The sequence below is a fragment of the Cupriavidus numazuensis genome (assembly GCF_905397435.1).
Taxonomy (GTDB): domain Bacteria; phylum Pseudomonadota; class Gammaproteobacteria; order Burkholderiales; family Burkholderiaceae; genus Cupriavidus; species Cupriavidus numazuensis.
In genome coordinates, this window is the sequence record NZ_CAJPVI010000050.1 from 37,351 (window position 1) to 62,685 (window position 25,335).

A 25,335-nucleotide genomic window follows, 5' to 3' on the forward strand; every position below is an offset into this window, starting at 1 on the left:
CGGGCGGTGATTTACCGCCCGGCCCTTTTTTCGTGTCTGTGACAAGACTTTCGGCTTACGTCTCGCTCCACTGCCGCAGCAGGTTGTGGTAGCAGCCCACCAGCGTGCGGCGCGCTTCTTCGTCGGCGCCGGTCTGGTTCAGCCGCTGGATGGCGTTGTCCATGTCGAACAGCAGCGAGCGCTGCGTGTCATCGCGAATCAGGCTCTGGATCCAGAAGAAGCTGGCCACGCGCGTGCCGCGCGTAATCGGCGTGACCTGGTGCAGGCTGGTCGCTGGGTAGACCACCATGTCGCCGGCGTCGAGCTTGACCGAGTGCGTGCCGTAGGTGTCCTGCACCTGCAGCTCGCCGCCGTCGTAGCTGTCGCGCGGCGACAGGAACAGCGTGGCCGAGATGTCGGTGCGCAGCTTGCGCCCGTCATGCGGATGAATGCGTACGCTGCCGTCCACATGGGCGCCGAACGTCATGCCCTCGCTGTAGCGATTGAACATCGGCGGGTAGACGATATTCGGCAGCGCGGCGCTGATGAAGCGCGGGTTGCGCTCGAGCATGCCAAGGATCAGCCGCTGGCACTCGAGCGCCACGTCTGAGCGTTCGTCGATCTGCTGGTTGAACTTGACCGGCGCACCCGAGTAGCCGGCCGTGACGCGGCCGTCGACCCAGGCCTCGCACGCATGCTCGAGCCGTTCGCGTACGGCGCCGACCTGTTCGGCGTTGAGGACCTGGGGGATGACGACCAGCATCAGGCTTTCCTTCCCTGCTTACATGCGATACGTGAACGACAGCATGGCGGTGCGGCCCGTGCCGGGCACCGAGCGTCCGCCATCGGACTGGATCAGCGCATCGTAATACATCTTGTCGAAGATGTTGAACAGGTTCAGGCGCACATCATATTTAGGCTGGTGGTAGGCGATCATGCCGTCCCAGCGCACGAAGCTGCCCACCTGGACCGTGTTGGTGTTGTTGGCAAAGCGCTCCGACATATAGAAGGCGCCGCCGCCGACTTCCCAGTTGGGCAGGAAGCGGTAGCTGGTCCAGGCCGTGGCGGTGTGCTTGGGCGTATTGGTCGGTACCTTGCCGGTCGTGTTCGCGGCGATGCCGTTGATGATCTCGCCGTCCAGGTACGTGTAGCCGGCAAACACCTGCCACTTGCTGGTGATATGGCCGGTGGCGCCGGCGCGGAAGCCCTTCACGCGGATCTTGCCGGACAGCGCGTAGGTCGTGGCGTCGATCTGGCTGCGGGCATTGTCCTTGGTGATCTGGAACAGTGCCGAGGTCAGCGACAGGTCGCCGCCCATCAGGTCCCATTTGCCGCCCACTTCATACGACTTGTTCTTCTCCGGCTCCAGGTTTTGCTGGCCGACGGTGCCGACCAGTTGCTCCAGCGACGGGTTGAACGACGTCCCATACGACACATAGTAGGACTGGGCCTCGGTCGGCTGCCAGATGCCACCGAGCCGCACGCTGGTGAAGTTGACGGTCTGGTCGGCGTTGGCCAGCGCGGTGTTGCCCAGCGTATTGGTCGAGTTGATCGAATTGCTGATGCTGGCGATATAGCGGTCGTAGCGCAGCCCTGCCACGGCCTTCCACTGCTTGCTGAATTCGATCGAGTCGTTCAGGTAGGCCGCGATGGTGTTGGCCGAGCCGCCTTGCAGGTTGCCGGTGCTGGTCGGCACGTTGCCCGGAGATGCCGTGTAGGTCGGGTTGACCAGCGGCTCGCAGGCGACGAAGCCAGAGGTGCCGGCCGCCGCGGTCGACGTGGCCGCGGGGTTCAGCGCGACGCCGTTGCAACTGCCGTTGCGGTAGTAGTTCTGGTTGTTGTAGCCGTCGTGGCCGATTTCGGCACCGAACAGCATGGTGTGCTTCACCGGGCCGGTATCGAAGTTGGCGGTCAGTTCGGTCTGGTTGAAGATCGAATAGTCGCGGATCTTGCGGTCGTGGCTCTGCAGGCGCACAAACAGCTGGTCGAGCGGCAGCGTGGTGGTGGTCAATGGCGTGAAGCCGCGCGCACTGACCGAGCCGACGGAGTTCGGCGCGGTTTCGCGCGCGTCGGTTTCCACGTAGTTGAACTGCGTCTGATTGCGCAGGCGCAGGTTCGGCGAGAACTTGTGCGAGATGCTGGCGTTCAGCGCGGCGATGTCCTGGTTGGTGCGATCGTCGGTGAAGCCGTAGAACGTATTGCGGTCGACGCTGGTCGGGTGGCCGTTGATGTTCGAGAAGCCATAGTCCGGCATGTCGTGGTTGTGCTGCAGCAGCGCCGACAGGGTGATCTCGGTAGGGGTGCCGATACCCAGGCGCCACGACGGCGCAATGCCGAAGTCCTGCACCGTCATCTCGTCGCGCGTGGTCGGACGGCCGTTCTGGCCCATGGCCGAGATGCGGAACGCCGAGGTTTCGCCAGTCGGCGTGTTGTAGTCCGCCGTCGCGCGCACCAGCCCGTTCGTGGTCACCGAGCCCGTCACTTCGGTGGCGGCCTTCAGCTGCGGCTTCTTGGTGACCTGGTTGATCACGCCGCCCGTGGAGCCGCGGCCGAACAGCATCGACGACGGACCCATCAGCACTTCCACCTGGTCCAGCGCAAACGTGTCGCGGTAGTACTGGCCGCGATCGCGGAAGCCGTCCAGATAGATGTCCGTGCGTGCAGAGAAGCCGTTCAGGTTGATGTTGTTGCCGATCTGGCCGCCTTCGGCGCCGCCGATGGTGATGCCCGGCACATTGCGCAGCGCGTCGGCGAGCGAGCTGACACCCTGCGACTCCATCAAGGCCTTGTTCACCACCGTGACCGATTGCGGTACGTCGCGCAGGTCTTCCGGCAGCTTGCTGAGGGAGCTCTTGCCGGCGTTGAAATCCTCGCGCGAGGCGGCACCCTGGACCACCACCTCCTTCAGGGTCGTCGTAGGCGCGGTGGCCGGCGCGGGTGCCTGCTGGGCAAAGGTGGCAACGGGGGCGGCAAACAGCGCGATCAGCGCGGTTGCAATGGGGGTGCGTTGGGAGCGGCGATTCATGGCGTATGTCTCTTGGTCGCCCCCCGTTGCTGGCTCGTCCGGCACCGCCGCCCGCGCGAAGGCACGGGAATCGGCGAAACCGTCAAGGGAGCGATGATTTTAGCGAGCCGAATATAAATGCGAATGATTTGCGTTGCAATTCGCGTTGTTGAAGTGACACAGACAAGATTCCCGCCTTCATGATGTCTTTAATCCAATACAAAAAAATGCGCGATAGTGCACAAAGCGCCATAATCGGAGGGGCGAAAACGCTGCAAGGACTTGCCGGGTCGGCGCTGCAAAAGAAAACGGCCCTTCGTAAGAAGGGCCGCTTCAATACATTCAGAAAATGACCGACAAGTCAGTTTGAAAATATTTCTCAGTCGGCGCTCATATTGGCGTTCTTTGCGATCCGGCCCAGGCGTTCCCGCTCGGATTTGATGAACGCGACAAAGCTCTCCTGCGACCCGCCGGCCGGTTCGATGCCATTGGGCAGCAGGCGTTCGCGCGTTTCCTGCGTCTGCATGGCCGCGGTCATTTCTGCGTTCAGCTTCTTCAGGATGGCGGGATCGGTTCCCTTGGGCGCGAAGATGCCGGCCCAGTGTCCGATGCGGACTTCAGGCATCCCTTGCTCGGCCGTGGTGGGGATGTTCGGCGCGGCGCTCATGCGTTTGTCCCACGTTGCGCCGAGCGCCTTGAGCTTGCCCGCCTTGATATGCGGCAGCACCACCACACTCGCTTCGGATGTCGCGGCAACCTGGCCGCCCATCACCGCGGTGATGCTTTCCGATCCGCTCTTGTACGGCACCGGCGTCAGCGCGGCGCCTTTCTCCTTGAGCATCTCTTCGACGAAGTGTGGCGTGCTGCCGCTGCCGGCCGTGGCGAAGTTCACGCCGCCACCTTGCTTCTTCGAGTAGTCGATCAGCTCCTTGAGGTTGTTCACGGGCAGCGACGGCGATGCCACGATCACCGACGGGCTCACCGCGATCAGCGACACCGGCACGAGGTCGTCCGGCGCGTACGGCATCTTCGTGCGGATCAAACTGTTGGTCACGGTGCCGACCGCACCGACGAGGAACGTGTAGCCATCGGGTTTGCTCTTGGCCACATAGTCGGCACCGACCACACCGCCCGCGCCGGGACGGTTCTCGATCACGACAGCCTGGCCCAGGCGCTTGCTGACGGCATCGGCCGCGGCACGTGCCACCAGGTCATTGGCGCCGCCCGCCGTGAACGGCACGACGAACTTGATGACATGGTTGGGCCACGCGTCGGCGGCGTGGACTTGCGAGGGCAGGGCTGCAAAAGTCATCGCGGTCACCGCGGCGGCCGCGGCAACGGATGGCAAGGCAAGGACCAGCGCGCGGCTGGCGGGGAACTGTCGCATGGTTGTCTCCGACTTGACCTGTTGGATCGATCCGCTGCGCGACGCTGATCGGCGATCGCCTGCGCTGCGGATGCCGGACGATGTTACCGGGAGTCGCTGTCAGTGCGCTTAAGGTGCGTCATGCGGTGCGTCATGCGGTGCGCCATGGTGGCGTCATGACGCAGCCGGTGGCCGCTTGTTGCACCGATGATGCGTGGTAACCCTCACGCACGATCAGCGCTCGCGCTCCCAGGTCTGCGTGCGGCCCAGCAGGCTGATGCCGATGAAGCCGCGCACGTTGAGCTTGCTGCCGTCATCGGACAGCGACATCTTGCTCTTGTAGACCTTGCCGTTCTCGGGGTCGAGGATCTCGCCGCCGCTCCATTCGTTGTCGCCGGTCTTGCGCAGGCCGGACAGGATGGTCATGCCGATGATGGGCTGGTCCTTGCGCGCGTCCGTACACTTCTCGCATACCTTGGGCTTGCCGTCGCCCTCGACAAATGTCTTCACCAGGCGGCCGCTGTAGACGCCGTTCTTCTCGGTGATCTCGACCAGCCCGCGCGGCTTGCCGGTGGAGTCGTCAATGGTCTTCCAGCTGCCGCTGGGTGTCGCCTGCGCAAGCGCTGCTGCGCTTGCGAGCATGGCGGCGGCGAACATGCCGGCGCGCAGCAGCGTGCGCGCGGTGGTGGCGTGGGGATGAATGCGCATGAAGTCTCCTCTCGGGTAGTTGTGGCTGTCGCGCGCGCGATGCCGGCAGCCATGCAGCGTGGCCTGTCGCACAGTCTGGTGGTGTCAGGCGTGCACGCCAATCTACTGGCACGGTTGACGCTCGGCAATCGGCACGCTGGCGGCCGAACGGCGGGCATGCCGCCGTGCACTTGTCCGAAAGCCGCATGCGCGCGCCGTTTGCGGGAATTCTGTATCGCAGCAAAGCGCGTCGTGCGAGGTGCCGAAGCATTCCTCTAAGCCGCTGCATCGCGCGCCTTGTCGGCGTCCCGCTGTCGGACGAATGCGGGGACATCGGCATCGGTCGACGCGTGCGGACATGCATGCCGATCGTTGCCTTCGGGCATCGCAACCTGCGTTCATTGCAAAAGCTTTGCCGGATCGCAACGCTTCGAACGCTGCGAAGTTGTTGCGTCGATGCAAATCGTTGCGCTGGCGCATCACTGTCTCTCGTCATCGCGGACATCGATGCGCGAGTCCATCGCGCACGTCATCGCGGCGAGTGAATCATCGCGTGCGTTGTGTGTCGGAACGGATAGTGGTGCGACTGTCGCGATGGCCGCGTGCGTGGTGGCATGTCTGAGCAGCCAGCAACGGAACGTGCTCGGCGCGGTGTTGCTTCATCTGCCGGAAAGCCTTTATTCATGCGGGTTTCCAGTCGGAGCGAGGTTCGTCGCGCGTGATTGCGCGCCGTGCCGCGCCGTATTCGCGATGCCGTCGCGCGTGATGCGAGGCGACTGTCCGGCGGTGTTGGAGAGCTTGCATTCGCGTGTGTCGCGGCGCGTGTTCGCATCGTCGAACAGGTCGTGTGTGGATGCATGCGGACGTCGTCGCGCGAGGGTGTCGGCGATGTCTTCGCGAGGCGGCGCACATGAACTAGATCGACATGCGCACGCACGCAAGTTTTTTTGCACTTTTTTCTTAACATCATCGTGCAAACGAATTATGATTCGCCTTGACAAGAGTCCCACTTCATTGCATCGAAGCAGGAAGCAAGATCGAACGATGAGCGCGATGCGCGCTTCGATGCAGTGACACAGTGACACAGTGACACGTGATGCAGGTAGCTGAGGAGCACGAGAACTTTGACGCAGACCAAGCCGAACCGGCTTCTTAAAACGCGTGCAGTCTCCTTTGGCCCAGAGACGGGATGGGCCAGCTACCTCAAGATGAATGCCGTCTGCCGTGCGCGAGGCCATGCCCGCACCGCAGGCAAGCCGTCCGATATCTCCTCATTGCTGGCTGCACGCCGACTCGACGGGCGGCGTGGGCCGATCGAATATTCCGGGGCGCGGCAAGTGCCCGGAGCCCGCTTGCGGGCCCGCCTTGCCGCCAGTGCGTCGCCATCGGCGACGGCCCTGCTACCGAATTCATTAGCGTGCGGCGGAGGTAAAGCCGTGCGCCGATGAATCGCTCGCTCGACTGGGGTAACGGCAGTACGCTGCGCCTCGGGTCGGTCGGGTCGCCAACTTAGGTCATTCGATATTCACTCTCTAGTGAAGGAGTTATCCATGGCAACGACTGCAAAGAAGAAGCCGGCGGCTAAGAAGGCCGCCAAGCCGGCAGCCAAGAAGGCTGCACCGGCCAAGAAAGCCGCTGTGAAGAAGGTAGCCGCCAAGAAGGCAGCACCGGCCGCCAAGAAGGCCGCTGTGAAGAAGGTTGCAGCCAAGAAGGCAGCACCGGCCAAAAAGGCTGCTGTGAAGAAGGTCGCCGCCAAGAAGGCAGCGCCGGCCAAGAAGGCCGCAGTGAAGAAGGTTGCAGCCAAGAAGGCAGCACCGGCCAAGAAGGCCGCAGTGAAGAAGGTTGCAGCCAAGAAGGCAGCACCGGCCAAGAAGGCTGCAGTCAAGAAGGTCGCCGCCAAGAAGGCAGCACCGGCCAAGAAGGCCGCTGCCAAGAAGGCTGCACCGGCCAAGAAGGCTGCTGCGAAGAAGTCCGCTGCCAAGCCTGCTGCGAAGAAGGCTGCCGCCAAGAAGCCGGCTGCGAAGAAGGCCAAGGCTGCCCCTGCGGCTGCCCCTGCCGCTGCGCCCGCCGTTGCTCCTGCTTCCGCTGCCAAGACCGCGCTGAACCCGGCCGCCGCATGGCCGTTCCCGACGGGCAACCGTCCGTAAGTTTTCGCTCGACAGAGTGGGGACTACGACTTCCGCAAGGGGTCACCCGGGCACGTATAGCGTGCCATAGTGGCCGGATACGCCGTATCCGGTCTGCAAGACACCAGTCTTGCACCACCCGCCGATGGCTGATGCCCGGCGGGTTTTTTCTTTTGGGGTTCCCTGCCGCAGAGTCGCCTTGCGAATTCACCGCCTGAGCTTGCGCTGGCGGCGACCACAAAAGAAAAACGCCGCATCCTCGCGGATACGGCGCCTTCAGCAAAGCCCGGAACGTGGACGGATCAGTGCGTGACCCGCGTGACGCCACCCGAGGACAGCAGCCGGACGCGGTCGCCGGGCCGGAACAGCTCGTCGGCTTCCTGCGTGATCGCGCGCATCTCGCCATTTTCGAGCCGCACGGTGATCTCGAGTCCGCGCCGCTGGTTGACCTTGTTTTCGGTCGCGCTGCCGGCAATGCCGCCGAGCACCGCGCCGAGGATGCCGGCGGCCACCGAGCCGTTGCCGCTGCCGATCAGGCTGCCTGCGGCCACGCCGCCGATCGCGCCGCCGGCGAGCGTGCCGGCACCGGTCTGGCTGCCCTGGATCATCACGTCACGCACGCCTTCGACGACGCCGTAGCGCACCGTCTGCTCGCGCTGCGCCTGCCCGGTCGAGTAGACGCTGTTGGAGTTGGATTCCGTGGCGCAGCCGCTGACCAGTGCAGTCACGGCAAGCATGGTGACGACACCGGTTCGGAGCTTGTTGTTCATGTGAATTCCCGTCAATGTGCCACGCCCCGGCCGCAGGTCAGGCGTAGCGGTAACCGAATGCAGACTGGAAACGGTTGCCGATCTCGTCGAGGGGCAGCCAGTGGTTCTGCGGACCCTGCTGTGCGATCTTGATCGATCCCATCAGCGATGCCAGGCGGCCAGTGGTTTCCCAGTCTAACCCGTTTTCGATGCCGAACAGCAGGCCACCGCGGAAGGCGTCGCCACAGCCGGTCGGGTCCACGATGCGCTCGGCCGGAACGGCCGGGATCGCGTACTGCTGACCATCGGCAAAGATGCTGGCGCCGCGTTCGCCGTGCGTGACGATGAAGGCACGAACCTTCGCGGCAACCTCGGCGCTGGTCCAGGCCGTGCGAGACAGCAGGACCTGCGCTTCGTAGTCATTGACTGTCACGTAGCTGGCGAGTTCAACGAACTCCCGCAGGTCTTCGCCGTTGAACAGCGGCATGGCCTGACCGAGGTCAAAGATGAACGGAATACCGGTCTCGGCGAACTGGCGTGCGTGGTGCAGCATGCCCTCGCGGCTGTCCGGCGCGACGATGCCAAGCGTCGGCGGCTGGCTGCCGCCGAGCGCGTCCTTCACGTTGGAGAGCTGCGACTGGCTCATCGCGCCCGGGTGGAACGCGGTGATCTGGTTGTTGTCCAGGTCGGTGGTGATCATCGCCTGCGCCGTGAACGTGTCGGGCAGCACGCGGATATGCGTGGTGTCGATGTTCTGCCCGCGCAGGTATTGCAGGTACGGTTCGGCGTCGGCGCCCACCGTGGCCATGACCACGGGCTCGCCGCCGAGCATCTTGAGCGTGAACGCGATGTTGCCGGCGCAGCCGCCGTACTCGCGCCGCATGCCGGGCACCAGGAACGAGACGTTCAGCATGTGGATCTGGTCCGGCAGGATGTGTTCGCGGAAGCGTCCGTCGAACGTCATGATGGTGTCGTAGGCGACGGAGCCGCAGATCAGGCTGGCCATGCTCTCTCCAGGTACTTGGGATGGTCGGGCTGCTTGCACGCGTACAGCCCGGGGGTTTCAGAAAACAGAAGCGGCCGCCCCGGGAATGCAGGCGGCCGGTGCGGATTGCCGGGGCAGCTTACTTCAGTGCGGCCAGCGCGGCGTCGTAATCCGGCTCGGTCTTGATCTCGGGCACCAGCTGGCTGTACTTGACGACGTTGTTTTCGTCGAGCACCACCACGGCACGCGCGGTCACGCCAGCCAGCGGGCCGGACTTGATGTCCACGCCGTAGTTGCCCTTGAACTCAGCGCCACGCATGGTCGACAGCGGCACCACGTTGTCCAGGCCTTCAGCGCTGCAGAAGCGGCCCATGGCGAACGGCAGGTCGGCCGAGACGGTCAGAACGACGGTGTTGGCCAGGCCGCTGGCGGCCTCGTTGAACTTGCGGGCCGATGCCTGGCACACCGGGGTGTCCAGGCTCGGTACGATATTCAGCACTTTGCGCTTGCCGGCGAAGTCGGCCAGCGTCACGTCCTTCAGGTCCTTGCCGACCAGCTTGAAATCGGCGGCCTTCTCGCCAGGTTGCGGGAACTTGCCAGCCACTTCGATAGCGTTGCCGCCGAGGGTCACGTTGCTCATCTCTGCTCCTTCCTGTTCAGGGTCTTCGGGGGGCGCAGCTTGCTGCCGGACTCGATTCGGCCTTCGGCGGCAAGCCTGCGGAATCCAGGGGGCCGTTCACCTGTGAAACGCGTGTGCGTCGTGTGCGTGAACAGACCTTATGGATAGAAAATCAGCACGCGGTAGTTGGCCGCCGCCTGCTGAGTCCGGAATCGTACCCGAACCGGCAGTTCCATGCCCGCACGAAGGCCATGCGTGGCAAAGGTCTTTTGCGCGGGCTCCAGGTATTCCGAGGGTTCCAGCACACGGCGCAGCAGCAGCTGGTCCTGCAAGTCGGTCATGACCAGCTCGATCGCGGGCAAGGCCGTCGTGGCACGGCCCTGGTTGCGCAGCGTGACGGCAAGCAGATAGGCGTCGCTGCCTTCTTCCTGCTTCTGCAACTGCGAGGTATCGATGCGCAGCGCGTCGATGTCGCGCCAGGGCGGCACGACGCAGCCGAGCGGCGCGCATGCGGCTTCGAGCACAGGACGCAGCGCCGGGAAGTGGCCCGCAAGCTGCCCGCGCATCAGGTACAACCCCTGCATGACCACGCCCAGGGCCAGCACGCCCGCCGCGATATGCCAGCCGTAGCGAAAGCGCGGCGGCGCCGGGGTCGCCGCGGCCTCGCGCGCGCGTTCGCGTTCGCGCTCGCGGGCCTGGCGCAGGAAGTCGGGCGCAAACGCCGGGCCCATTTGCGGCTCCTCGCGGGCCCAGCGCCGCGTGGCATTCTCGCGCGCGATGGCGCCGGCGGTGGCACTGAAGGCATCGCCGGTGCTCGGCCCATACGTGGGGCCGAGATTGCGGCCGTAATCCGGTCCGGATTCGTGTCCGGACGCGTGCGCGGATTCGTGGTCAGCGTCGTGGCCTTCGTGTCCGTATTCACGGTGCGTCTCGGGGACAGCTTCGTAAGTTGTTGGCGCGGCGTCCGCCAGGGCAGGCACTTCGGTGCTGTCGCTGGACTGCGCGCGCAAGAACTCGCTGGCACTGCGCAGCACGGGTTCGGCGGGCGACTCCGCAAGCAGCCCGCTGGCCGGTTCATCGGCCGCGTCTTCCTGTGCTGCAGCTTGCATCGCGCCCTGCGCAACCGGAGCAGGCTCCTCATCTTCAAACGCGGAGTGATCGAGCGTTGGCCAGGGGGCGTGAGCGGTCACGATGGCGGCGGATTCCGGCGCTTCGTGCGGTTCATCCTGCTCGGCATGATGCACGCCGTTGGCGGCCGCGACGGGTCCGACTTCCGGCTGTTCCGCTTCAACGGACTCGCGTTCAGGTTCAGGTTCGTTGTGAGGTTCGGTGTGAGGTTCGGCCTCAGGCTCCGCTTCGGCAGCTTCCGTCGCTTCCGTTGCTTCCGTCGCTTCGGCTTGCGTGGGCTGCAATTCGGTGTCTTCGCCCGCAGTCTCTTCCGCATGCCCGCCATGGATCTCGGCCGGGGCTTCAGGTAGCGCTTCCTGCAGCGCAGGCTGTGCAATGCCGTGGGGGGAGGGTTCGGGTGCTGCCCACGATGACGCCGGCTCTTGCACGGCATCGTCTTCCACGTCGAAGGGCGCTTCTTCTTCGTCCTCGGCGGGAGCCATCATCATGGTCGGCGAATCGAGCGCGGGCACGTCGTACCCGGGGTCGTAGCCGGGATCGAACACGGCGGCGGATGACGCCGGCGTGGCTTCGGACTCGGTGTCGACTTCCTTGTCGACTTCGGTCGCGCCCGCGGGTGCCGCAGGTTCAGGCTGCCCGTGCAGCGACGGCGCGGCGGGGGAGGCCGCCGGCGCCGGCACTTCGATCAGGTGCTCGCGCGCATCGAAGACAGTTTCGCAGTGTCCGCAACGCACGAGCCCCTGGCGCAGCCGCAACTGGTCGGCCACGAGCCGAAAGGCCGTGCGGCAGGCCGGGCAGCGCGTGACAAGCTTGGCGGCGGCCATCGGCGCACCTCAGGGACGCGTGCCGTGCAGGCAGACCCAGCCTTCCTCGCTGCGCCACACACTCAGCGGCAGCCAGGGGGCGTAGGCCGCGGCCACTTCCTCTGCCTGCCGCTCGAGCACGCCCGACAGGATCAGGCGTCCGCCGGAGCGCACGCGTGCGCTGAGCATGGCAGCCATCAGCTTGAGCGGGTTGGAGAGGATATTGGCGACGACGAGATCATACGTCGCTTCCGACACCGACTCCGGCAAGGCAAAGTCGGCCTGGACCTGGTTGCGCTCGGCGTTGTAGCGCGACGCTTCCACGGCATTCGGATCAATGTCGATGCCGAGCGTATCGCCCGCACCGAGCTTCTTCGCGACGATGGCGAGAATGCCGGAACCGCAGCCGTAGTCGAGCACGGTTTCGCCGGCCTTCAGGTTCTGCTCGAGCCACTGCATGCACAGGCGCGTGGTCGGATGGCTGCCGGTGCCGAAGGCCAGGCCCGGATCGAGTTCCAGCACCACGGCATCGGGCTCCGGCGCGTCATGCCACGACGGCACGACCCAGATGCGCTCGCCGATACGGATCGGCTCGAACTGGGACTGCGTGAGACGCACCCAGTCCTGGTCCTCGACGTCGCGCAGTGCGTATGCCGGCACCGGATCGATGCCGAGCGCATTCGACGCGGCCGCGACGACGAGTACCGGGTCGGTATCGTCGCCGAACAGCGCCACCACGCGCGAGCGGTTCCACGCGAGCTTGGTCGGCTCGAGCCCGGGCTCGCCGAACAGCGGCTGCTCGTCCGGCGTGTCGGCATCGGCATCTTCCACCGACACCGACAGCGCGCCAAGGTCGAACAGGGCGCAGGACCAGGCTTCGGCCTGGTCCTGCGCCACTTCGATCACACATTCCTGAAAGGCCACGGGCTTCCTTTTGTACAGCAGGTGCGGCAGTTGCCGCGTCAGGCTTTCTCGCGCTGCGCCAGGCGATGCTCGAGATAGTGGATGCTGGTGCCGCCTTCGACGAAGTTGGCGTCCATCATCAGCTCGCGGTGCAGCGGCACGTTGGTCTGGATACCGTCCACCACCATCTCCGACAGCGCGATCCGCATGCGGGCAATCGCCTGCTCGCGGGTAGCGCCGTAGGTGATGATCTTGCCGATCATCGAATCATAATTCGGCGGGACGAAGTAACCATCATACGCGTGCGAGTCGACGCGTACGCCGGGGCCGCCGGGCATGTGCCAGGCGGTGATGCGGCCCGGCGACGGGATGAACTTGAACGGGTCTTCGGCATTCACGCGGCATTCGATCGCATGGCCACGGAACTGCACATCCTTCTGGCGGTAGCGCAGCTTCTCGCCGAACGCGATGCGGATCTGTTCCTGCACGATGTCGATGCCCGTGATCATCTCGGTGACCGGGTGCTCGACCTGCACGCGCGTGTTCATTTCGATGAAGTAGAACTCGTTGTTCTCGTACAGGAATTCGAACGTGCCGGCGCCACGGTAGCCCATCTTGCGGCAGGCCTCGGCGCAGCGGTCGCCGATGCGCTCGATCAGGCGGCGCGGAATGTGCGGTGCGGGCGCTTCCTCGATCACCTTCTGGTGGCGGCGCTGCATGGAGCAGTCGCGCTCGCCCAGCCAGATGGCCTGCTTGTGCTGGTCGGCAAGGATCTGGATCTCCACGTGGCGCGGATTCTCCAGGAACTTCTCCATGTAGACCTCGGGGTTGCCGAAAGCACGGCCGGCTTCTTCGCGCGTCATGTTGACGGCGTTGACCAGCGCGGCCTCGGTGTGCACCACGCGCATGCCGCGGCCACCACCACCGCCGGCAGCCTTGATGATGACCGGGTAACCCACGCGGCGCGCCGTCGCGACGATTTCGGCGGGATCGTCAGGCAGTGCGCCTTCCGAGCCCGGCACGCACGGCACGCCGGCCTTGATCATGGCCTGCTTGGCCGAGACCTTGTCGCCCATCAGGCGGATGCTATCGGCGGTCGGGCCGATAAAGACGAAACCGGACTTCTCCACGCGCTCGGCAAAGTCGGCGTTCTCCGACAGGAAGCCGTAGCCCGGGTGGATCGCCTGCGCGTCGGTCACCTCGGCGGCCGAGATGATGGCAGGCATGTTCAGGTAGGACAGCGGCGACGGGGCCGGGCCGATACACACGGCTTCGTCGGCCAGCTTCACGTACTTGGCTTCCTTGTCGGCTTCCGAGTACACCACCACGGTCTTGATGCCCAGCTCGCGGCAGGCGCGCTGGATGCGAAGGGCAATTTCACCGCGGTTCGCGATCAGAATTTTTTCAAACATGGTCTCTCTCTGCGAGAACGGGAGCGGTCCCGCCAGGTGCCGCCGCGGCACGCGGGGTGCGCGGCCGGGAAACTGGCGGGGCCAGGGGCCGCTTCATGGCAAGGGATGCAGTTCGCAACGTGCGAACATCCACGAGATCCGGCAGGCCGCTGTCGCCCGGGGGCAGGGCGGCGCGGCATGCCGGGCAGCATTAGCCGATGACGAACAGCGGCTGGCCGTATTCCACCGCCTGGCCGTTTTCGACCAGGATTTCCTTGATGACGCCGGCCTTGTCGCACTCGATCTCGTTGAGCAGCTTCATGGCTTCGATGATGCAGACGGTCTGGCCTTCCTTGACCGCATCGCCGACGTTGACGAACGGCGCGGCGCCCGGCGACGGTGCGCGGTAGAACGTGCCGACCATCGGCGAGGTCACGATGTGACCGGCGGGAAGCTGCGGGGCGGCCGCTTCAGCGGCTGCCGGGGCGCTGGCTGCCGGAGCAGCGGCGGGCATGACCGGCAGCGCCTGCATTTGCGGCATGGCCATCGGCGCGGCGATGACTTGCGGCGGTTGCTTGACGATGCGAACCTTGCCGTCGCCTTCAGTGACTTCCAGCTCCGAGATGCCGGATTCGGCCACCAGGTCGATCAGCGTCTTCAGCTTGCGCAGGTCCATCTTCTATCCTCCTGAATCAGGTTGTCCGGGCATGCCCTCGCGGGCAGCGGCGGAAGAAATCGTCGGTACGGCCACCAGCTCTCCGCGCCCGCCGTGCTTGCTGCGCACGCTGCAGGCGCGGCCGCGAGGCGGCGCGCATCATGTTTTCGGGTAAAGCCTTTGCTTTGTCTTTGTACGTCGTTCTGCTTGGGCGTCTCAGCCGCGTCTCAGCCCTTCGGCGGCGGCTGCTCCAACCCGAGAGCATAGTCCAGCGCCAGCAGATAGCCCTGCCAGCCCAGTCCGCAGATCACGCCGACCGCGAGATCGGAGAAATAGGAATGGTGGCGGAAGCTTTCGCGGCGATGCACGTTCGACAGGTGCACTTCGACAAACGGAATGGCCACGCCGGCCAGTGCATCGCGCAGCGCTACGCTGGTATGCGTATAGGCGGCCGGGTTGATGATGATGAAGTCCACCCCTTCCGTGCGTGCGGCATGCACGCGGTCGACCAGTGCCCCTTCATGGTTGGACTGGAACGACGACAACGCGATACCGGCGTCGGCGGCGTGCTGCGCCAGTGCGGCGTCGATATCGGCCAGCGTGGTGTGCCCGTACGTCTCCGGCTCGCGCGTGCCCAGCAGGTTGAGGTTCGGCCCATGCAGGACCAGCACCTTGCGGTAGCGGGCAGAGCGACGGATGGAGCGGGTTGCAGTCACGGCGGCTCGACCAGTTCAACGAAATTGCGCGGAGATTACCGTAGCTTAGAGGGATTTGTCTAGCACGCGATACAAGCCTTCACGTACTTCGCCGGCGCTGGCGGGGTGATTAGGCCACATTGGCGACTCCCGGGCAATATGCGCTCTGTTTCAGTGCAAGTTCACCACGGTTTCGGCGAACTTGACTGAAGAAGCGTGTTATGCCCCTTGCTCCACTACGAACGTGGCAGAACGGCGCGCAATTCGTCGGAAGTCACGCGCCCCATCTTGCGGTACTTGACGGATCCGTCGGGGTTGATCACCACCGTGTAGGGCAGGCCACCCGCAGCGTTGCCGAAATTACGCGACAGTTCCGTTCCCGCGAAGCCAGCTACCGCGAGCGGATAGGCGACGGGCACCTTCTTGACGAACTGCTGGATGTTGGCCGCCGAATCGATGCCGATCCCGACGAACTCGACCTTACGGGGCGCGTACTCGGCATGCAGCGCGGTGAGCTCGGGCATTTCTTCCACGCACGGCCCGCACCAAGGCGCCCAGAAGTTGACCACCACGGTCTTGCCGCGCAGCTTGCCCAGATCGATATCGGTGCCGCTGGGGTCCGGGAGCCGGGTCTGGAAGAAGGTTTCCACGGCGTGGTCTGACGCGGCTTTCGGCGCGAACACGAATTGGCCGGCCAGCGCGCCGGCGGCGCAGGCCACCACGGCTACGGCGACCCACAGCCAAAGGCGGGACCGGCGGACGGGGTTCTGGGTGGGAGCGTTCATGGAGCCTCGTAAGAAGAGCGAGCTGTGCGGGCGCCGCGTTCAGCGCAGATGCCGGCAGATGTGATCTTGTGACAGGGCCGCGCTGACTCAGTTCGAATCGCCGGCGTCGCTGGCCGCCAGCAAGGCCTGCACGGCTTGCAGGTCGGCGCGGTTCACGCGGCCGCTCGCGTCCGTGCGCACCGCGCCGCGTTCATCGTCGGCATCATACAGAGCAATATGAATACCGACCGGAGCGCCGAGCTCCGCGCGCACTTCGCCGGCGAGCAGGCGCGCTTCGCGGCGATCGGGCCACTGGCCCTTCCAGAGGAAGCTCAGCGTCTCGACTTCGCCGCGGCCGTTGAAGTGGCGGGTCTCGCTGGTCTCGAAGTCGACGCCGGCATTGAGCAGATGCAGCGTGGCGTCCTTGGGGCTGTCGCAGAAGCACTGCAGATAGATATCTGAGTGCTCGGTCGCGGTGCCGTTCAGTACGGCGCCCACCAGGTAAGGCCGGAAAGGCGCGAGATCTTCCATGGCCAGGACGGCGAGGCGCCGCATCAGCGCCAGAATGCGCGGCTGCGTATCGGCGTGGAAAAGTGCCTGATAAGCGCGCACTTCGGCTTCGATCATCTCGTTATCAGGCAGCCATTCGCCGGCCACGCGCTGTTCGCCGAGCAACTGGCGCGCGGCCTTGCGCTTGGCGGTGGCGTAGTCGGCGCCGTCTTCGGCGATCATGCGTGCCGCGGCCTGCGCAATCTCTTCGCGCAGGCGGACGGGGTCGGAAAGGATGCGTCGGGACATGTCCCGATGATACCGGAGCAGGGGCGGGGACCGCAGGGGGCAACTGGGGTGGCAAGCGTCGTCGCAAGCGCTGCCGCAGTGCAGCGAAGCGCGGAAGTGCTCGGGTACAATCAGGGCCTTCCTGCGCGGCATGGTCCGACGGATCATCGCTGGCATGCCGACCGGCCCGGCCGGTCTCAAGTCTTTCCGGGAACCCCATGCATATACATATCCTTGGCATCTGCGGCACTTTCATGGGCGGCCTGGCGGTGCTCGCCAAGCAGGCGGGTCACCGTGTCACGGGCTGTGATGCCAATGTCTATCCGCCGATGAGCACCCAGCTCGAAGCCCAGGGCATCGAGCTGATCGAAGGCTTCGATCCGGCCCAGCTCTCGCTCGAGCCGGACCTGTTCGTGATCGGCAACGTGGTGTCGCGCGGCAATCCGCTGATGGAAGCCATCCTCAACCGCAACCTGCCCTATGTGTCGGGCCCGCAATGGCTTGGCGAACATGTGCTGGCCGGCAAGTGGGTGCTGGCCGTGGCCGGCACGCACGGCAAGACCACCACCACGTCGATGCTCGCGTGGATCCTTGAAGACGCCGGCTACAACCCCGGCTTTCTCGTGGGCGGCGTGCCGCAGAACTTCGGCATCTCGGCGCGCGTGACGGAGTCGGATTTCTTCGTGATCGAGGCCGATGAATACGACACCGCCTTCTTCGACAAGCGCAGCAAGTTCGTTCACTACCGCCCGCGCACGGCCATCCTGAACAACCTCGAATACGATCACGCCGACATCTTCCCTGATCTCGACGCGATCGAAACGCAGTTCCACCATCTCGTGCGCACGGTGCCAGGGCAGGGGCGTCTTGTCGTCAATGGCCTCGAAGCGAGCCTGGCGCGCGTGATCGAGCGCGGCTGCTGGAGCGAAGTCGAGCAGTTCGGCGTCGGTGACTGGCGCGAAAGCGACGCGGGCACCGACGATGGCAAGGATGCGTTCGACGTGTGGTTCGGCGACGCCGTGCAGGGCCGCGTGAGCTGGGACCTGCAGGGCACCCATAACCGCATGAATGCGTTGGCCGCGATTGCCGCCGCGCGCCACGTCGGCGTGCCGGTTGCGCAGGCGATCGAATCGCTGGGCCGCTTCGCCAATGTGAAGCGCCGCATGGAAGTGCGCGGCGTGGCGGCAGGTGTGACGGTCTATGACGACTTCGCCCACCATCCGACCGCGATCCAGACCACACTGGACGGCCTGCGCCGCCGTGTCGGCGGTGCGCGCATCCTGGCCGTGCTGGAGCCGCGCTCGAACACCATGAAGCTTGGCGTGATGAAGGCGCAGTTGCCGGCCAGCCTCGAGCAGGCCGACCTGGTGTTCGGCTATGGCGCGCCGAGCGGCAAGGACGCACTCGGCTGGGACCTTGCCGGCGCGCTCGCGCCGCTGGGCAAGAAGGCGGCGGCGTTCCACGATCTCGGCGCACTGGTCGAGGCCGTGCGCGCTGCCGCGCAGCCGGGCGACCAGGTGCTGGTCATGAGCAACGGCGGCTTCGGCGGCGTGCACCAGAAGCTGCTGGATGCGTTGGGTACGGCAGGCTGAGGACACCGACATGCTGCTGTACCTGCACGGATTCCGCTCCTCGCCGCAGTCGTTCAAGGCGCGGCTGGTGCAGGAGCGCATGCGCGAGTGGGGCGTAGGCCGCTACTACGCCTGCCCCTTGCTCAATGTGTCGCCGGCCCAGGCCATCGCACAGGCCGAAGCCACCATCCACGCGGCGCGCGCGGGCGGCGACCAGGAAATCGCGATCGTCGGTTCCTCGCTGGGCGGGTTCTACGCGCGCTGGCTTGGCGAGCGTCACGGCTGCCGCACGGTGCTGCTGAACCCCGCCATCCAGCCGTGGACCGATTTGATGCAATACATCGGCGAGCAGCCGCTGTGGCACGGCGGCGGCACGGTCACCGTCGAGCCGCGCCATATGCAGGAACTGCTCGACCTGCGCGTCGATACGCTCACGCATCCCGAACGCTATTACCTGCTCGCCGCGACCGGCGATGAAGTGCTCGATTACCGCGAGATGGTGGCCGCCTGCACGGGTGCGCACATCCGCGTGATTTCTGGCAGCGACCACGGCATCAGCGAGTTCGCGGACTACGTCGACGACGTACTGGCTTTCTGCGGCTACGGGCCTGGCGGCGTGGTGCCGGGCCGCGCGGCATGAGCGCGCAGTACGCGCGCCGCTGCGGCTGGACCTGCCACCTGCCCTTTGATCCGGCGATTCCGCCGAACCTGCGGCATTGGGTCACGGGCGAAGGCTCGCTGACCGCGCGATTGGTCGCCGCTTCCGAACGCTTTCGCGTGCGCCGCCTGTTCCAGGCCTCGGCGCGACCATTCCTCGATGAATGGCAGGTGCTCGGGCAATGCGGCCGGGAACCGGCGCTCACGCGCGAAGTGCTGCTGATCTGCGACGAACAGCCCGCCATCTACGCCCACACTGTCGTGCGCGAACGCCATGCGCGACGCGACTGGCCCTTTTTGCGCGGGCTCGGCGAGCGACCGCTCGGCGGGCGCTTGTTCGTCGACCCGGCCGTGCGGCGCGATCCGTTCCAGTTTGCGCGGCTGCTGCCGCACCATCCGCTGCGCCAGGCGCTGCAGCGGATCCTGCCGGCCATGGGGCCGGTGCCAATGCTGCCTGCGCGCCGCTCCGTATTCCGGCGCGGCGCAGGCATCATGCTCGTGACAGAGGTCTTTTTGCCGGACCTGCTGGCACGGCCATCGCGGGGACTCCGGCAAGGTTATGCATCAGACCGGGGCCCTGCCTGATTCACACACTACCCAGACCAACAAGAGAAGACATCATGAAATTGCAGGGTCGCGTTGCCATCATCACCGGCGCCGCCGCGGGCATCGGGTTTGCCACGGCCGAGCGTTTTGCTGCCGAGGGCGCCATCGTCATACTTTGCGACGTGCAGGACGGGCGCGTGCGTGAAGCTGCGGCGAAGCTCGCCGCCACCGGCGCCACAGTTGAAGCCTACCGCGTCGACGTGACGCGCCGCGACGAAGTCGACGCCATGGTCGGCGCGGTACTGGCCGCGCACGGCCGCATCGATGTGCTCGTCAACAACGCCGGCATCACCAAGGACGCGCGCCTGGCCAAGATGACCGAGGCGCAGTTCGACGCCGTCATCGACGTCAACCTGAAGGGCGTGTTCAACTGCGCGCAAGCCGTCGCCGGCATCATGAGCGAGCAGGGCAAGGGCGTGATCCTCAACGCGTCGAGCGTGGTCGGCCTGTACGGCAACTTTGGCCAAACCAACTACGCGGCCAGCAAGTTCGGGGTGATCGGCTTCACCAAGACCTGGGCGCGCGAGCTCGGGCCCAAGGGCGTGCGCGTGAATGCCGTGTGCCCCGGCTTCGTCAACACCGAGATCCTGCAGACCGTGCCGCCGAAGGTGCTCGACGGCATGAAGGAATCCTGCTGGATGCGCCGGCTGGCCGAGCCGTCGGAGATCGCCAGCGTGTACGCGTTCCTGGCCAGCGACGACGCCAGCTACATCAACGGCGTGGCAATCGAAACCAGCGGCGGCATGTCGCTCTGACGTCACCCGTTGCCGGCCGCCGTACCGGTTTCCCGGAAGCGGCCGTAAACGGTGCGGTATCATCTTGCTTTCGGCCCCTGCGGCCAGCCCGCCCGCAGGGGCGCTCACACTATCTCCCCGGAACCCGTGATTTGGCCGCTCATGCGGCGGGGTTCCCGGCATTTCTGAAAGTACCGATCGATGCAGTTGCTGTTCGAAGAAGGCGGCGAGATTCGCGCCGGCACCGTGCTGGCCCAGCAGGGCGAGGCCTACCAGGTCGAATTGCCCGCCGGCAAGCGCACCAAGGTCAAATCGCGCGATGTGCTGCTGCAGTTTGCCCAGCCGTCGGCGATCGAACTGGTGCGCCAGACCGGCGAGATGACCGGCGAGATCGACCTCGATTTCCTGTGGGAATGCGCGCCCGAAGCCGAATTCGGCTTTGCCGAACTCGCCGCTGAATACTACGGCGCCGACCCCGGCCCCGTGCAGCAGGCGGCGCTGGCCATGGCCCTGCACGGCAACCCGGTGTACTTCCGCCGCAAGGGCCGCGGACGCTACCAGCGTGCGCCGGAAGACCAGCTCCAGGCCGCATTGGCCGCGCTCGAGCGCAAGAAGCAGCAGGCGCTGGTCCAGGCCGAGTACGAGGAACAACTCAAGGCGCTGACGCTGCCGGAATCGTTCCGCAACAAGGTGCTGCAACTGCTGTTCAAGCCGGACAAGAACAGCCTCGAATACAAGGCGATGGACGCCGCCTGCACCGCACTGGGCATGACGCCGATGCGCCTGATGGTGGCGGTCGGCGGCGTTGCCAGCGCGCGCGCGCTGCATGAGGCCAAGTTCCTGGCCGAGTGCTTCCCGAAGGGAACGGGCTTCCCCGATGTCGAGGTGCCCGAGCCGTCCGCCGACCTGCCGGTGGCGGACGTGGAGGCGTTTTCGATCGACGACGTGACCACCACCGAAATCGACGACGCGCTGTCGGTCACCGAACTGCCCAACGGCAACCTGCGCATCGGCATCCACATTGCGGCGCCGGCGCTCGGCATCCGCCGCGGCGAGCCGCTCGACGCGATCGCGCGCCAGCGCCTGTCCACGGTCTATTTCCCGGGCGACAAGATCACCATGCTGCCCGACAGCGTGGTGGAACGCTACACGCTGCAGGAAGGCCGCCAGTGCCCCGCGCTGTCGCTGTACGTGACGGTCGAGCCGGCGCACTGGCAGGTGCTGGGCAGCGAGTCGCGCGCCGAGATGGTGATGATCGCGGCCAACCTGCGCCATAACCTGCTCGACGATGTCATCACCGAGGCCTCGCTGGCCGACGGCACCGGCGATTATCCGTTCCGCGCCCAGCTCACGCGGCTGTGGCACTTCGCTGGCGCCCTGCACGACGAGCGCCAGAAGGCGCGCCTGGCGAGCGGCCTGCGGCCCGAGTCGCACAACCGCGCGGACTACAACTTCTACCTCGACGACCAGGCCGACGGCAGCCAGCGCGTGCGCATCGAACAGCGCAAGCGTGGTTCGCCGCTGGACAAGATCGTCGCCGAGCTGATGATCCTGGCCAACAGCACGTGGGGCAAGCTGCTCGCCGACAACGGCGTGCCGGGCATCTACCGCACGCAGAAGGCCTGGGGCATGCACCGCACGCGCATGCAGACGTACCCGGCGCCGCACGAAGGCCTGGGCGTGGCGCAGTACGCATGGAGCACTTCGCCGCTGCGCCGCTATGTCGACCTGGTCAACCAGTGGCAGATCCTGGCGGTCGCCCAGCATGGCATCACGGCCAAGCTGGTGGCGCCGTTCAAGCCCAAGGACGCCGATCTGCTGGCTGCTGTGGCCGATTTCGAAGGCACCTACGCCGCCTATGCCGACCACCAGTCGACCATGGAACGCTACTGGTGCCTGCGCTGGCTGCAGCAGGAACGCCGCGAACGCATGATGGCCACCACGCTCAAGGAAGGCGCGGTGCGCTTCACCGAGATCCCGCTGGTCACGCGCGTGCCCGAACTCATGCAGGCGCCGCGCGGCACGCAGGTGCTGCTGGAGATCGGTCCGATCGACGAAATCTCGCTCGAGGTGTCGTGCCGGGTGCTGGAAGTCTTTGCCGGCGAGGGCGCGTTGCCCGAAGAAGAACTGGCGAGCGACGACGAAAGCGACGAGGAAGCCGCTGAAGTCTCGGCAGAAGCTGCCGCCGAAGTGGCGGCGGAGCAGGCCGCCGAACAGTCGGCGCAAGGGGATGCGCCAGCACAGGACGACGCTGGCGACCAGCCCGGCGAGGGCGGTAGCGAGGGCAACGCCGACCAGGCGTCTGCCGCGCGCGACACCATTGTTCCCGGCCAGGGCTGATCCCTTCGGAAAAGCTGGCGGCTCACATACAATGCCCTTCTGACCCGGCGCAGCCGCCGGGCCCGGGGGCGCATGACGCCATGCTGCCCCGGCGAGTCTCCCTAGCGATTCCCAAGCCATTGTCCAGCCAGCCCCCATCGTGAACGCCGCTCTCGTCGATCCCCGCCACTGGTGGCATGCCAGCAATACGCTGGTCAAGGCGCTGATCATCTCGGTAGTCGTCCATCTCGTGCTGCTGATGGTGCGGATCGCGGCGCCCGAGGTATTCGAGATCAAGCGCTCGGATGCCGCGCTGGACGTGGTGCTGGTCAACTCCAAGTCCGCGCAGAAGCCGCGCAATGCCAACGTGCTGGCGCAGGCCAACCTCGACGGTGGCGGCGACCACGACCAGCAGCGCGCGACCACGCCGCTGCCCGCGCAGACCCTGTCGCAGGACGGCGACCTCGTGCGCCAGGTGCAGCGCCGCGTCGAGCAACTCGAGCAGGAGCAGCAGCGCCTGATGACGCAGTCGCGCGAACCTGCCCCGACCGTGCGCAGCCAGCCGCTCAAGCCCGGCGAACGGCGCCAGGACGACCCGCTGCGCGGCCAGGACGACCGTACCTCCACCGACGAGATGGCCAAGCTCGAAGCCGAGATCGGCCGCAATCTCGAGCAGTACGCCAAACGGCCCAAGCGCTACCAGCTCACCGCCACCAGCGCGAGGGAAGTCGACTACGCCCAGTATTACGACCGCCTGCGTCGCAAGATCGAGGCGCGCGGCACCAATGATTTCCCGCAACGCAACGGCAAGCCGCTGTACGGCCAGCTGATCCTCGTGATCAACGTGAACCGCCTCGGCAAGCTCGGCTACAACCGCGACGGCTACAACGTCGACGCCATCGACGTGGTCAAGAGTTCGGGCGATCCAGCGCTCGACCGCCAGGCCGTCGCCATCGTCCGCGCCGCCGCGCCGTTCGGTCCGTTCACGGCCGAGATGGCGGCGCGCCAGGACATCCTCGAAGTCATTTCCACTTTCAAGTTTTCGCGCAGCGGGCTGGAAACCCGCTTGCAGGCACGCTGATGACATCCACCGAATCCTCCCAGCCGGCTGACCGCTATGTCGTGGTCGGCAACCCCGTCGCGCACAGCCGCTCCCCGTACATCCATGCCGCGTTTGCCAGGCAGACCGGCGAAGCCGTTGAATATGGCCGCCTGGAAGCGCCGCTCGATGCGTTCGCCGAGACCATGCGCGCGTTCCTGGCTGAAGGTGGCTACGGCTTTAACGTGACCGTGCCGTTCAAGCTGCAGGCCTATGACCTGGCCGACCGCCTGACGCCGCGCGCGGAAGCCGCGGGCGCGGTCAACACGATGTGGATCGAGGATGGCCTGATCCACGGCGACAACACCGACGGCATTGGCCTGGTGCGCGATATCCAGGACAACCTCGACACGCTGCTCGAAGACAAGCGCGTGCTGCTGCTCGGCGCGGGCGGCGCGGCCATGGGTGCGATGCTGCCGCTGATCGAATGCCGGCCGTCGCGCATCGTCGTGGCGAACCGCACGGCCTCGCGCGCGAGCGACATGCTTGAAGAATTCGTGGAAGCCGCAGATTCGTTTGGCGTGGAGCTCTGGGGCGGTGGCCTCGATGCGCTCGAGCAGTTGTCCGAGGAAGATGTGTGCGACGTCGTCATCAACGCATCGTCCAGCAGCCTGCATGGCGAAGTGCCGCCGGTGCCCGCGTTCCTGCTCGGCGAAGGCGTGCTCGCCTACGACATGATGTACGGCGCCGAGCCGACCGTATTCCTGCAGCACGCTGCGCAATGCGGCGCGCGCACGGCCGACGGTCTCGGCATGCTGGTCGAACAGGCAGCCGAAGCGTTCTACATCTGGCGCGGCGTGCGTCCGCGCACCGCGCCCGTGCTGGCCGACCTGCGCGCCGCGCTGCAGGCCGAGCGCAAGGGCTGATCGCCGCCAGTGCCCGTGGCCACCCGACAGCGCTCTGCGCGCGCCGCCGGCACGGCATTCTCCCCGCTGCGCTGGATCGGTTTCCTGCTCGGCTGCATCGTGGCCGGCGTGGTCGCGATGCAGGTCTATTTCTTCCTGCAGATCGCCGCATGGCAGTACGTGGCGCCGTCTTCCACGTCGTTCATTCGCGCCGAGCGCTGGCGCCTGTGCGGCTTCAACGTCTGGAACTGCAGCATCGACCGCCGCTGGGTGCCGTACGACCAGATCTCGCGCAACCTCAAGCGCGCGGTGATCGCGAGCGAAGACGCTGACTTCGTCAATCATCCCGGCTACGAAATCGACGCCATGCTCGACGCGTGGGAGCGCAACAAGAAGCGCGGCCGCGTCGTGCGCGGCGGTTCGACCATCACCCAGCAGCTCGCCAAGAACCTGTTCCTGTCGTCCGAGCAGCATTACTTGCGCAAGGGCCAGGAACTGGCCATCACGTGGATGCTCGAGTTCTGGCTCGACAAGCAGCGCATCTTCGAGATCTACCTGAATTCGGTGGAGTGGGGCGAAGGCGTGTTCGGTGCCGAGGCCGCGGCCCAGCACTATTTCCGTACGAACGCTGCGAAGCTCGGCGTCGGGCAGGCCGCGCGCCTGGCGGCGGCGCTGCCTGCGCCCAAGTGCTTCGACAAGAAGGAGTACTGCGCGAATGTGCGCGTGAACTTCAAGGTGAAGGCGGGGATTATTGCAAGGCGGATGGGGGCGGCTACGTTGCCGGATTGAACGTACGGCGCGCCGATCGGCTCCTCCCCTGGCCAGACCCGTTGCGCTCTGACGTGACGGGCAGCATCGATTTCATCGCTGCGG

The 25,335-nt window shown here is 65.8% G+C and carries 23 protein-coding genes; 9 read left to right on the plus strand and 14 right to left on the minus strand.

Annotated features, from left to right (window positions below):
* Window positions 1–55: 55 nt before the first annotated feature.
* From KHO41_RS31000 to KHO41_RS31015, 4 genes are all read right to left on the minus strand, one after another.
* The gene (locus KHO41_RS31000) at window positions 56–742 is read right to left on the minus strand and encodes a Fe2+-dependent dioxygenase (protein ID WP_211957067.1); all 687 of its coding nucleotides are present in this window, start codon (window positions 740–742) and stop codon (window positions 56–58) included.
* An 18-nt stretch (window positions 743–760) separates the two neighbouring features.
* Window positions 761–3,004 (minus strand): TonB-dependent receptor, encoded by a 2,244-nt coding sequence (locus tag KHO41_RS31005; RefSeq protein WP_211957068.1) that lies wholly within the window; start codon window positions 3,002–3,004, stop codon window positions 761–763.
* Between the two features lie 358 nt (window positions 3,005–3,362).
* The gene (locus tag KHO41_RS31010) at window positions 3,363–4,370 is read right to left on the minus strand and encodes a Bug family tripartite tricarboxylate transporter substrate binding protein (protein ID WP_211957069.1); all 1,008 of its coding nucleotides are present in this window, start codon (window positions 4,368–4,370) and stop codon (window positions 3,363–3,365) included.
* 213 nt (window positions 4,371–4,583) lie between these two features.
* On the minus strand, window positions 4,584–5,057 hold the full coding sequence (locus KHO41_RS31015) for a DUF2147 domain-containing protein (protein WP_211957070.1): 474 nt from the start codon (window positions 5,055–5,057) through the stop codon (window positions 4,584–4,586).
* Window positions 5,058–6,586: 1,529 nt separating this feature from the next.
* Here KHO41_RS31015 and KHO41_RS31020 point away from each other — a divergent pair.
* Window positions 6,587–7,183, plus strand: a complete 597-nt coding sequence (locus KHO41_RS31020) for a histone H1-like DNA-binding protein (RefSeq protein ID WP_211957071.1) — start codon at window positions 6,587–6,589, stop codon at window positions 7,181–7,183.
* Between the two features lie 281 nt (window positions 7,184–7,464).
* On the opposite strand, the gene KHO41_RS31025 is transcribed toward KHO41_RS31020, so the two are convergent.
* The 10 genes from KHO41_RS31025 to KHO41_RS31070 form a co-directional block, all read right to left on the minus strand.
* Entirely contained in the window at window positions 7,465–7,932 is a 468-nt protein-coding gene (locus KHO41_RS31025; protein WP_211957072.1) for an outer membrane lipoprotein, read from the minus strand.
* A 37-nt stretch (window positions 7,933–7,969) separates the two neighbouring features.
* The gene (locus KHO41_RS31030) at window positions 7,970–8,917 is read right to left on the minus strand and encodes a carbohydrate kinase family protein (RefSeq protein WP_211957073.1); all 948 of its coding nucleotides are present in this window, start codon (window positions 8,915–8,917) and stop codon (window positions 7,970–7,972) included.
* Window positions 8,918–9,035: 118 nt separating this feature from the next.
* Window positions 9,036–9,536, minus strand: a complete 501-nt coding sequence (gene tpx, locus KHO41_RS31035) for a thiol peroxidase (protein WP_211957074.1) — start codon at window positions 9,534–9,536, stop codon at window positions 9,036–9,038.
* A 137-nt stretch (window positions 9,537–9,673) separates the two neighbouring features.
* Entirely contained in the window at window positions 9,674–11,467 is a 1,794-nt protein-coding gene (locus KHO41_RS31040) for a zinc-ribbon and DUF3426 domain-containing protein (protein WP_211957075.1), read from the minus strand.
* 9 nt (window positions 11,468–11,476) lie between these two features.
* Window positions 11,477–12,370, minus strand: coding sequence for a 50S ribosomal protein L11 methyltransferase (prmA, locus tag KHO41_RS31045; protein ID WP_211957076.1), 894 nt, complete (start codon window positions 12,368–12,370; stop codon window positions 11,477–11,479).
* A 38-nt stretch (window positions 12,371–12,408) separates the two neighbouring features.
* Window positions 12,409–13,761 (minus strand): acetyl-CoA carboxylase biotin carboxylase subunit, encoded by a 1,353-nt coding sequence (gene accC, locus KHO41_RS31050; RefSeq protein ID WP_211957077.1) that lies wholly within the window; start codon window positions 13,759–13,761, stop codon window positions 12,409–12,411.
* A gap of 190 nt (window positions 13,762–13,951) precedes the next feature.
* Window positions 13,952–14,416, minus strand: a complete 465-nt coding sequence (gene accB, locus KHO41_RS31055) for an acetyl-CoA carboxylase biotin carboxyl carrier protein (RefSeq protein WP_211957078.1) — start codon at window positions 14,414–14,416, stop codon at window positions 13,952–13,954.
* 206 nt (window positions 14,417–14,622) lie between these two features.
* Window positions 14,623–15,111 carry a type II 3-dehydroquinate dehydratase gene (aroQ, locus tag KHO41_RS31060; RefSeq protein ID WP_211957079.1) on the minus strand — a complete coding sequence of 163 codons (489 nt, stop codon included), beginning with the start codon at window positions 15,109–15,111 and terminating at the stop codon, window positions 14,623–14,625.
* A 215-nt stretch (window positions 15,112–15,326) separates the two neighbouring features.
* Window positions 15,327–15,875, minus strand: a complete 549-nt coding sequence (locus tag KHO41_RS31065; RefSeq protein ID WP_211957080.1) for a TlpA family protein disulfide reductase — start codon at window positions 15,873–15,875, stop codon at window positions 15,327–15,329.
* An 87-nt stretch (window positions 15,876–15,962) separates the two neighbouring features.
* Window positions 15,963–16,652 carry a UDP-N-acetylmuramate--alanine ligase gene (locus KHO41_RS31070; RefSeq protein ID WP_211957081.1) on the minus strand — a complete coding sequence of 230 codons (690 nt, stop codon included), beginning with the start codon at window positions 16,650–16,652 and terminating at the stop codon, window positions 15,963–15,965.
* Window positions 16,653–16,849: 197 nt separating this feature from the next.
* Here KHO41_RS31070 and mpl point away from each other — a divergent pair, with 197 nt between their 5' ends.
* The 8 genes from mpl (at window position 16,850) to mtgA (ending at window position 25,251) form a co-directional block, all read left to right on the plus strand.
* Window positions 16,850–18,223, plus strand: coding sequence for a UDP-N-acetylmuramate:L-alanyl-gamma-D-glutamyl-meso-diaminopimelate ligase (gene mpl / locus KHO41_RS31075; RefSeq protein ID WP_211957082.1), 1,374 nt, complete (start codon window positions 16,850–16,852; stop codon window positions 18,221–18,223).
* Window positions 18,224–18,233: 10 nt separating this feature from the next.
* Window positions 18,234–18,842, plus strand: a complete 609-nt coding sequence (locus KHO41_RS31080) for a YqiA/YcfP family alpha/beta fold hydrolase (RefSeq protein WP_211957083.1) — start codon at window positions 18,234–18,236, stop codon at window positions 18,840–18,842.
* The gene (locus KHO41_RS31085; protein ID WP_211957084.1) at window positions 18,839–19,444 is read left to right on the plus strand and encodes a chorismate--pyruvate lyase family protein; all 606 of its coding nucleotides are present in this window, start codon (window positions 18,839–18,841) and stop codon (window positions 19,442–19,444) included. Before KHO41_RS31080 ends, KHO41_RS31085 begins: the two co-directional genes overlap by 4 nt.
* A 35-nt stretch (window positions 19,445–19,479) precedes the next feature.
* The gene (gene fabG / locus KHO41_RS31090) at window positions 19,480–20,220 is read left to right on the plus strand and encodes a 3-oxoacyl-ACP reductase FabG (RefSeq protein ID WP_211957085.1); all 741 of its coding nucleotides are present in this window, start codon (window positions 19,480–19,482) and stop codon (window positions 20,218–20,220) included.
* A gap of 180 nt (window positions 20,221–20,400) precedes the next feature.
* The gene (locus KHO41_RS31095) at window positions 20,401–22,539 is read left to right on the plus strand and encodes a ribonuclease catalytic domain-containing protein (protein WP_211957086.1); all 2,139 of its coding nucleotides are present in this window, start codon (window positions 20,401–20,403) and stop codon (window positions 22,537–22,539) included.
* A gap of 139 nt (window positions 22,540–22,678) precedes the next feature.
* Entirely contained in the window at window positions 22,679–23,599 is a 921-nt protein-coding gene (locus KHO41_RS31100; RefSeq protein WP_211957087.1) for an energy transducer TonB, read from the plus strand.
* Complete coding sequence (gene aroE / locus KHO41_RS31105; RefSeq protein ID WP_211957088.1) at window positions 23,599–24,483, plus strand: shikimate dehydrogenase; 885 nt, start codon at window positions 23,599–23,601, stop codon at window positions 24,481–24,483. The genes KHO41_RS31100 and aroE overlap by 1 nt, the downstream gene beginning before the upstream one ends.
* A gap of 66 nt (window positions 24,484–24,549) precedes the next feature.
* Window positions 24,550–25,251 carry a monofunctional biosynthetic peptidoglycan transglycosylase gene (gene mtgA, locus KHO41_RS31110; RefSeq protein ID WP_211957094.1) on the plus strand — a complete coding sequence of 234 codons (702 nt, stop codon included), beginning with the start codon at window positions 24,550–24,552 and terminating at the stop codon, window positions 25,249–25,251.
* Window positions 25,252–25,335: the final 84 nt, after the last annotated feature.

Excerpts from the sequence above, each read along its gene's own strand:
- KHO41_RS31000 (WP_211957067.1), bottom strand. The coding sequence starts at position 742 with ATGCTGGTCGTCATCCCCCAGGTCCTCAACGCCGAACAGGTCGGCGCC.
- KHO41_RS31005 (WP_211957068.1), bottom strand. The coding sequence starts at position 3,004 with ATGAATCGCCGCTCCCAACGCACCCCCATTGCAACCGCGCTGATCGCG.
- KHO41_RS31010 (WP_211957069.1), bottom strand. The coding sequence starts at position 4,370 with ATGCGACAGTTCCCCGCCAGCCGCGCGCTGGTCCTTGCCTTGCCATCC.
- KHO41_RS31015 (WP_211957070.1), bottom strand. The coding sequence starts at position 5,057 with ATGCGCATTCATCCCCACGCCACCACCGCGCGCACGCTGCTGCGCGCC.
- KHO41_RS31020 (WP_211957071.1), top strand. The coding sequence starts at position 6,587 with ATGGCAACGACTGCAAAGAAGAAGCCGGCGGCTAAGAAGGCCGCCAAG.
- KHO41_RS31025 (WP_211957072.1), bottom strand. The coding sequence starts at position 7,932 with ATGAACAACAAGCTCCGAACCGGTGTCGTCACCATGCTTGCCGTGACT.
- KHO41_RS31030 (WP_211957073.1), bottom strand. The coding sequence starts at position 8,917 with ATGGCCAGCCTGATCTGCGGCTCCGTCGCCTACGACACCATCATGACG.
- tpx (WP_211957074.1), bottom strand. The coding sequence starts at position 9,536 with ATGAGCAACGTGACCCTCGGCGGCAACGCTATCGAAGTGGCTGGCAAG.
- KHO41_RS31040 (WP_211957075.1), bottom strand. The coding sequence starts at position 11,467 with ATGGCCGCCGCCAAGCTTGTCACGCGCTGCCCGGCCTGCCGCACGGCC.
- accC (WP_211957077.1), bottom strand. The coding sequence starts at position 13,761 with ATGTTTGAAAAAATTCTGATCGCGAACCGCGGTGAAATTGCCCTTCGC.
- accB (WP_211957078.1), bottom strand. The coding sequence starts at position 14,416 with ATGGACCTGCGCAAGCTGAAGACGCTGATCGACCTGGTGGCCGAATCC.
- KHO41_RS31065 (WP_211957080.1), bottom strand. The coding sequence starts at position 15,875 with ATGAACGCTCCCACCCAGAACCCCGTCCGCCGGTCCCGCCTTTGGCTG.
- KHO41_RS31070 (WP_211957081.1), bottom strand. The coding sequence starts at position 16,652 with ATGTCCCGACGCATCCTTTCCGACCCCGTCCGCCTGCGCGAAGAGATT.
- mpl (WP_211957082.1), top strand. The coding sequence starts at position 16,850 with ATGCATATACATATCCTTGGCATCTGCGGCACTTTCATGGGCGGCCTG.
- KHO41_RS31080 (WP_211957083.1), top strand. The coding sequence starts at position 18,234 with ATGCTGCTGTACCTGCACGGATTCCGCTCCTCGCCGCAGTCGTTCAAG.
- KHO41_RS31085 (WP_211957084.1), top strand. The coding sequence starts at position 18,839 with ATGAGCGCGCAGTACGCGCGCCGCTGCGGCTGGACCTGCCACCTGCCC.
- fabG (WP_211957085.1), top strand. The coding sequence starts at position 19,480 with ATGAAATTGCAGGGTCGCGTTGCCATCATCACCGGCGCCGCCGCGGGC.
- KHO41_RS31095 (WP_211957086.1), top strand. The coding sequence starts at position 20,401 with ATGCAGTTGCTGTTCGAAGAAGGCGGCGAGATTCGCGCCGGCACCGTG.
- aroE (WP_211957088.1), top strand. The coding sequence starts at position 23,599 with ATGACATCCACCGAATCCTCCCAGCCGGCTGACCGCTATGTCGTGGTC.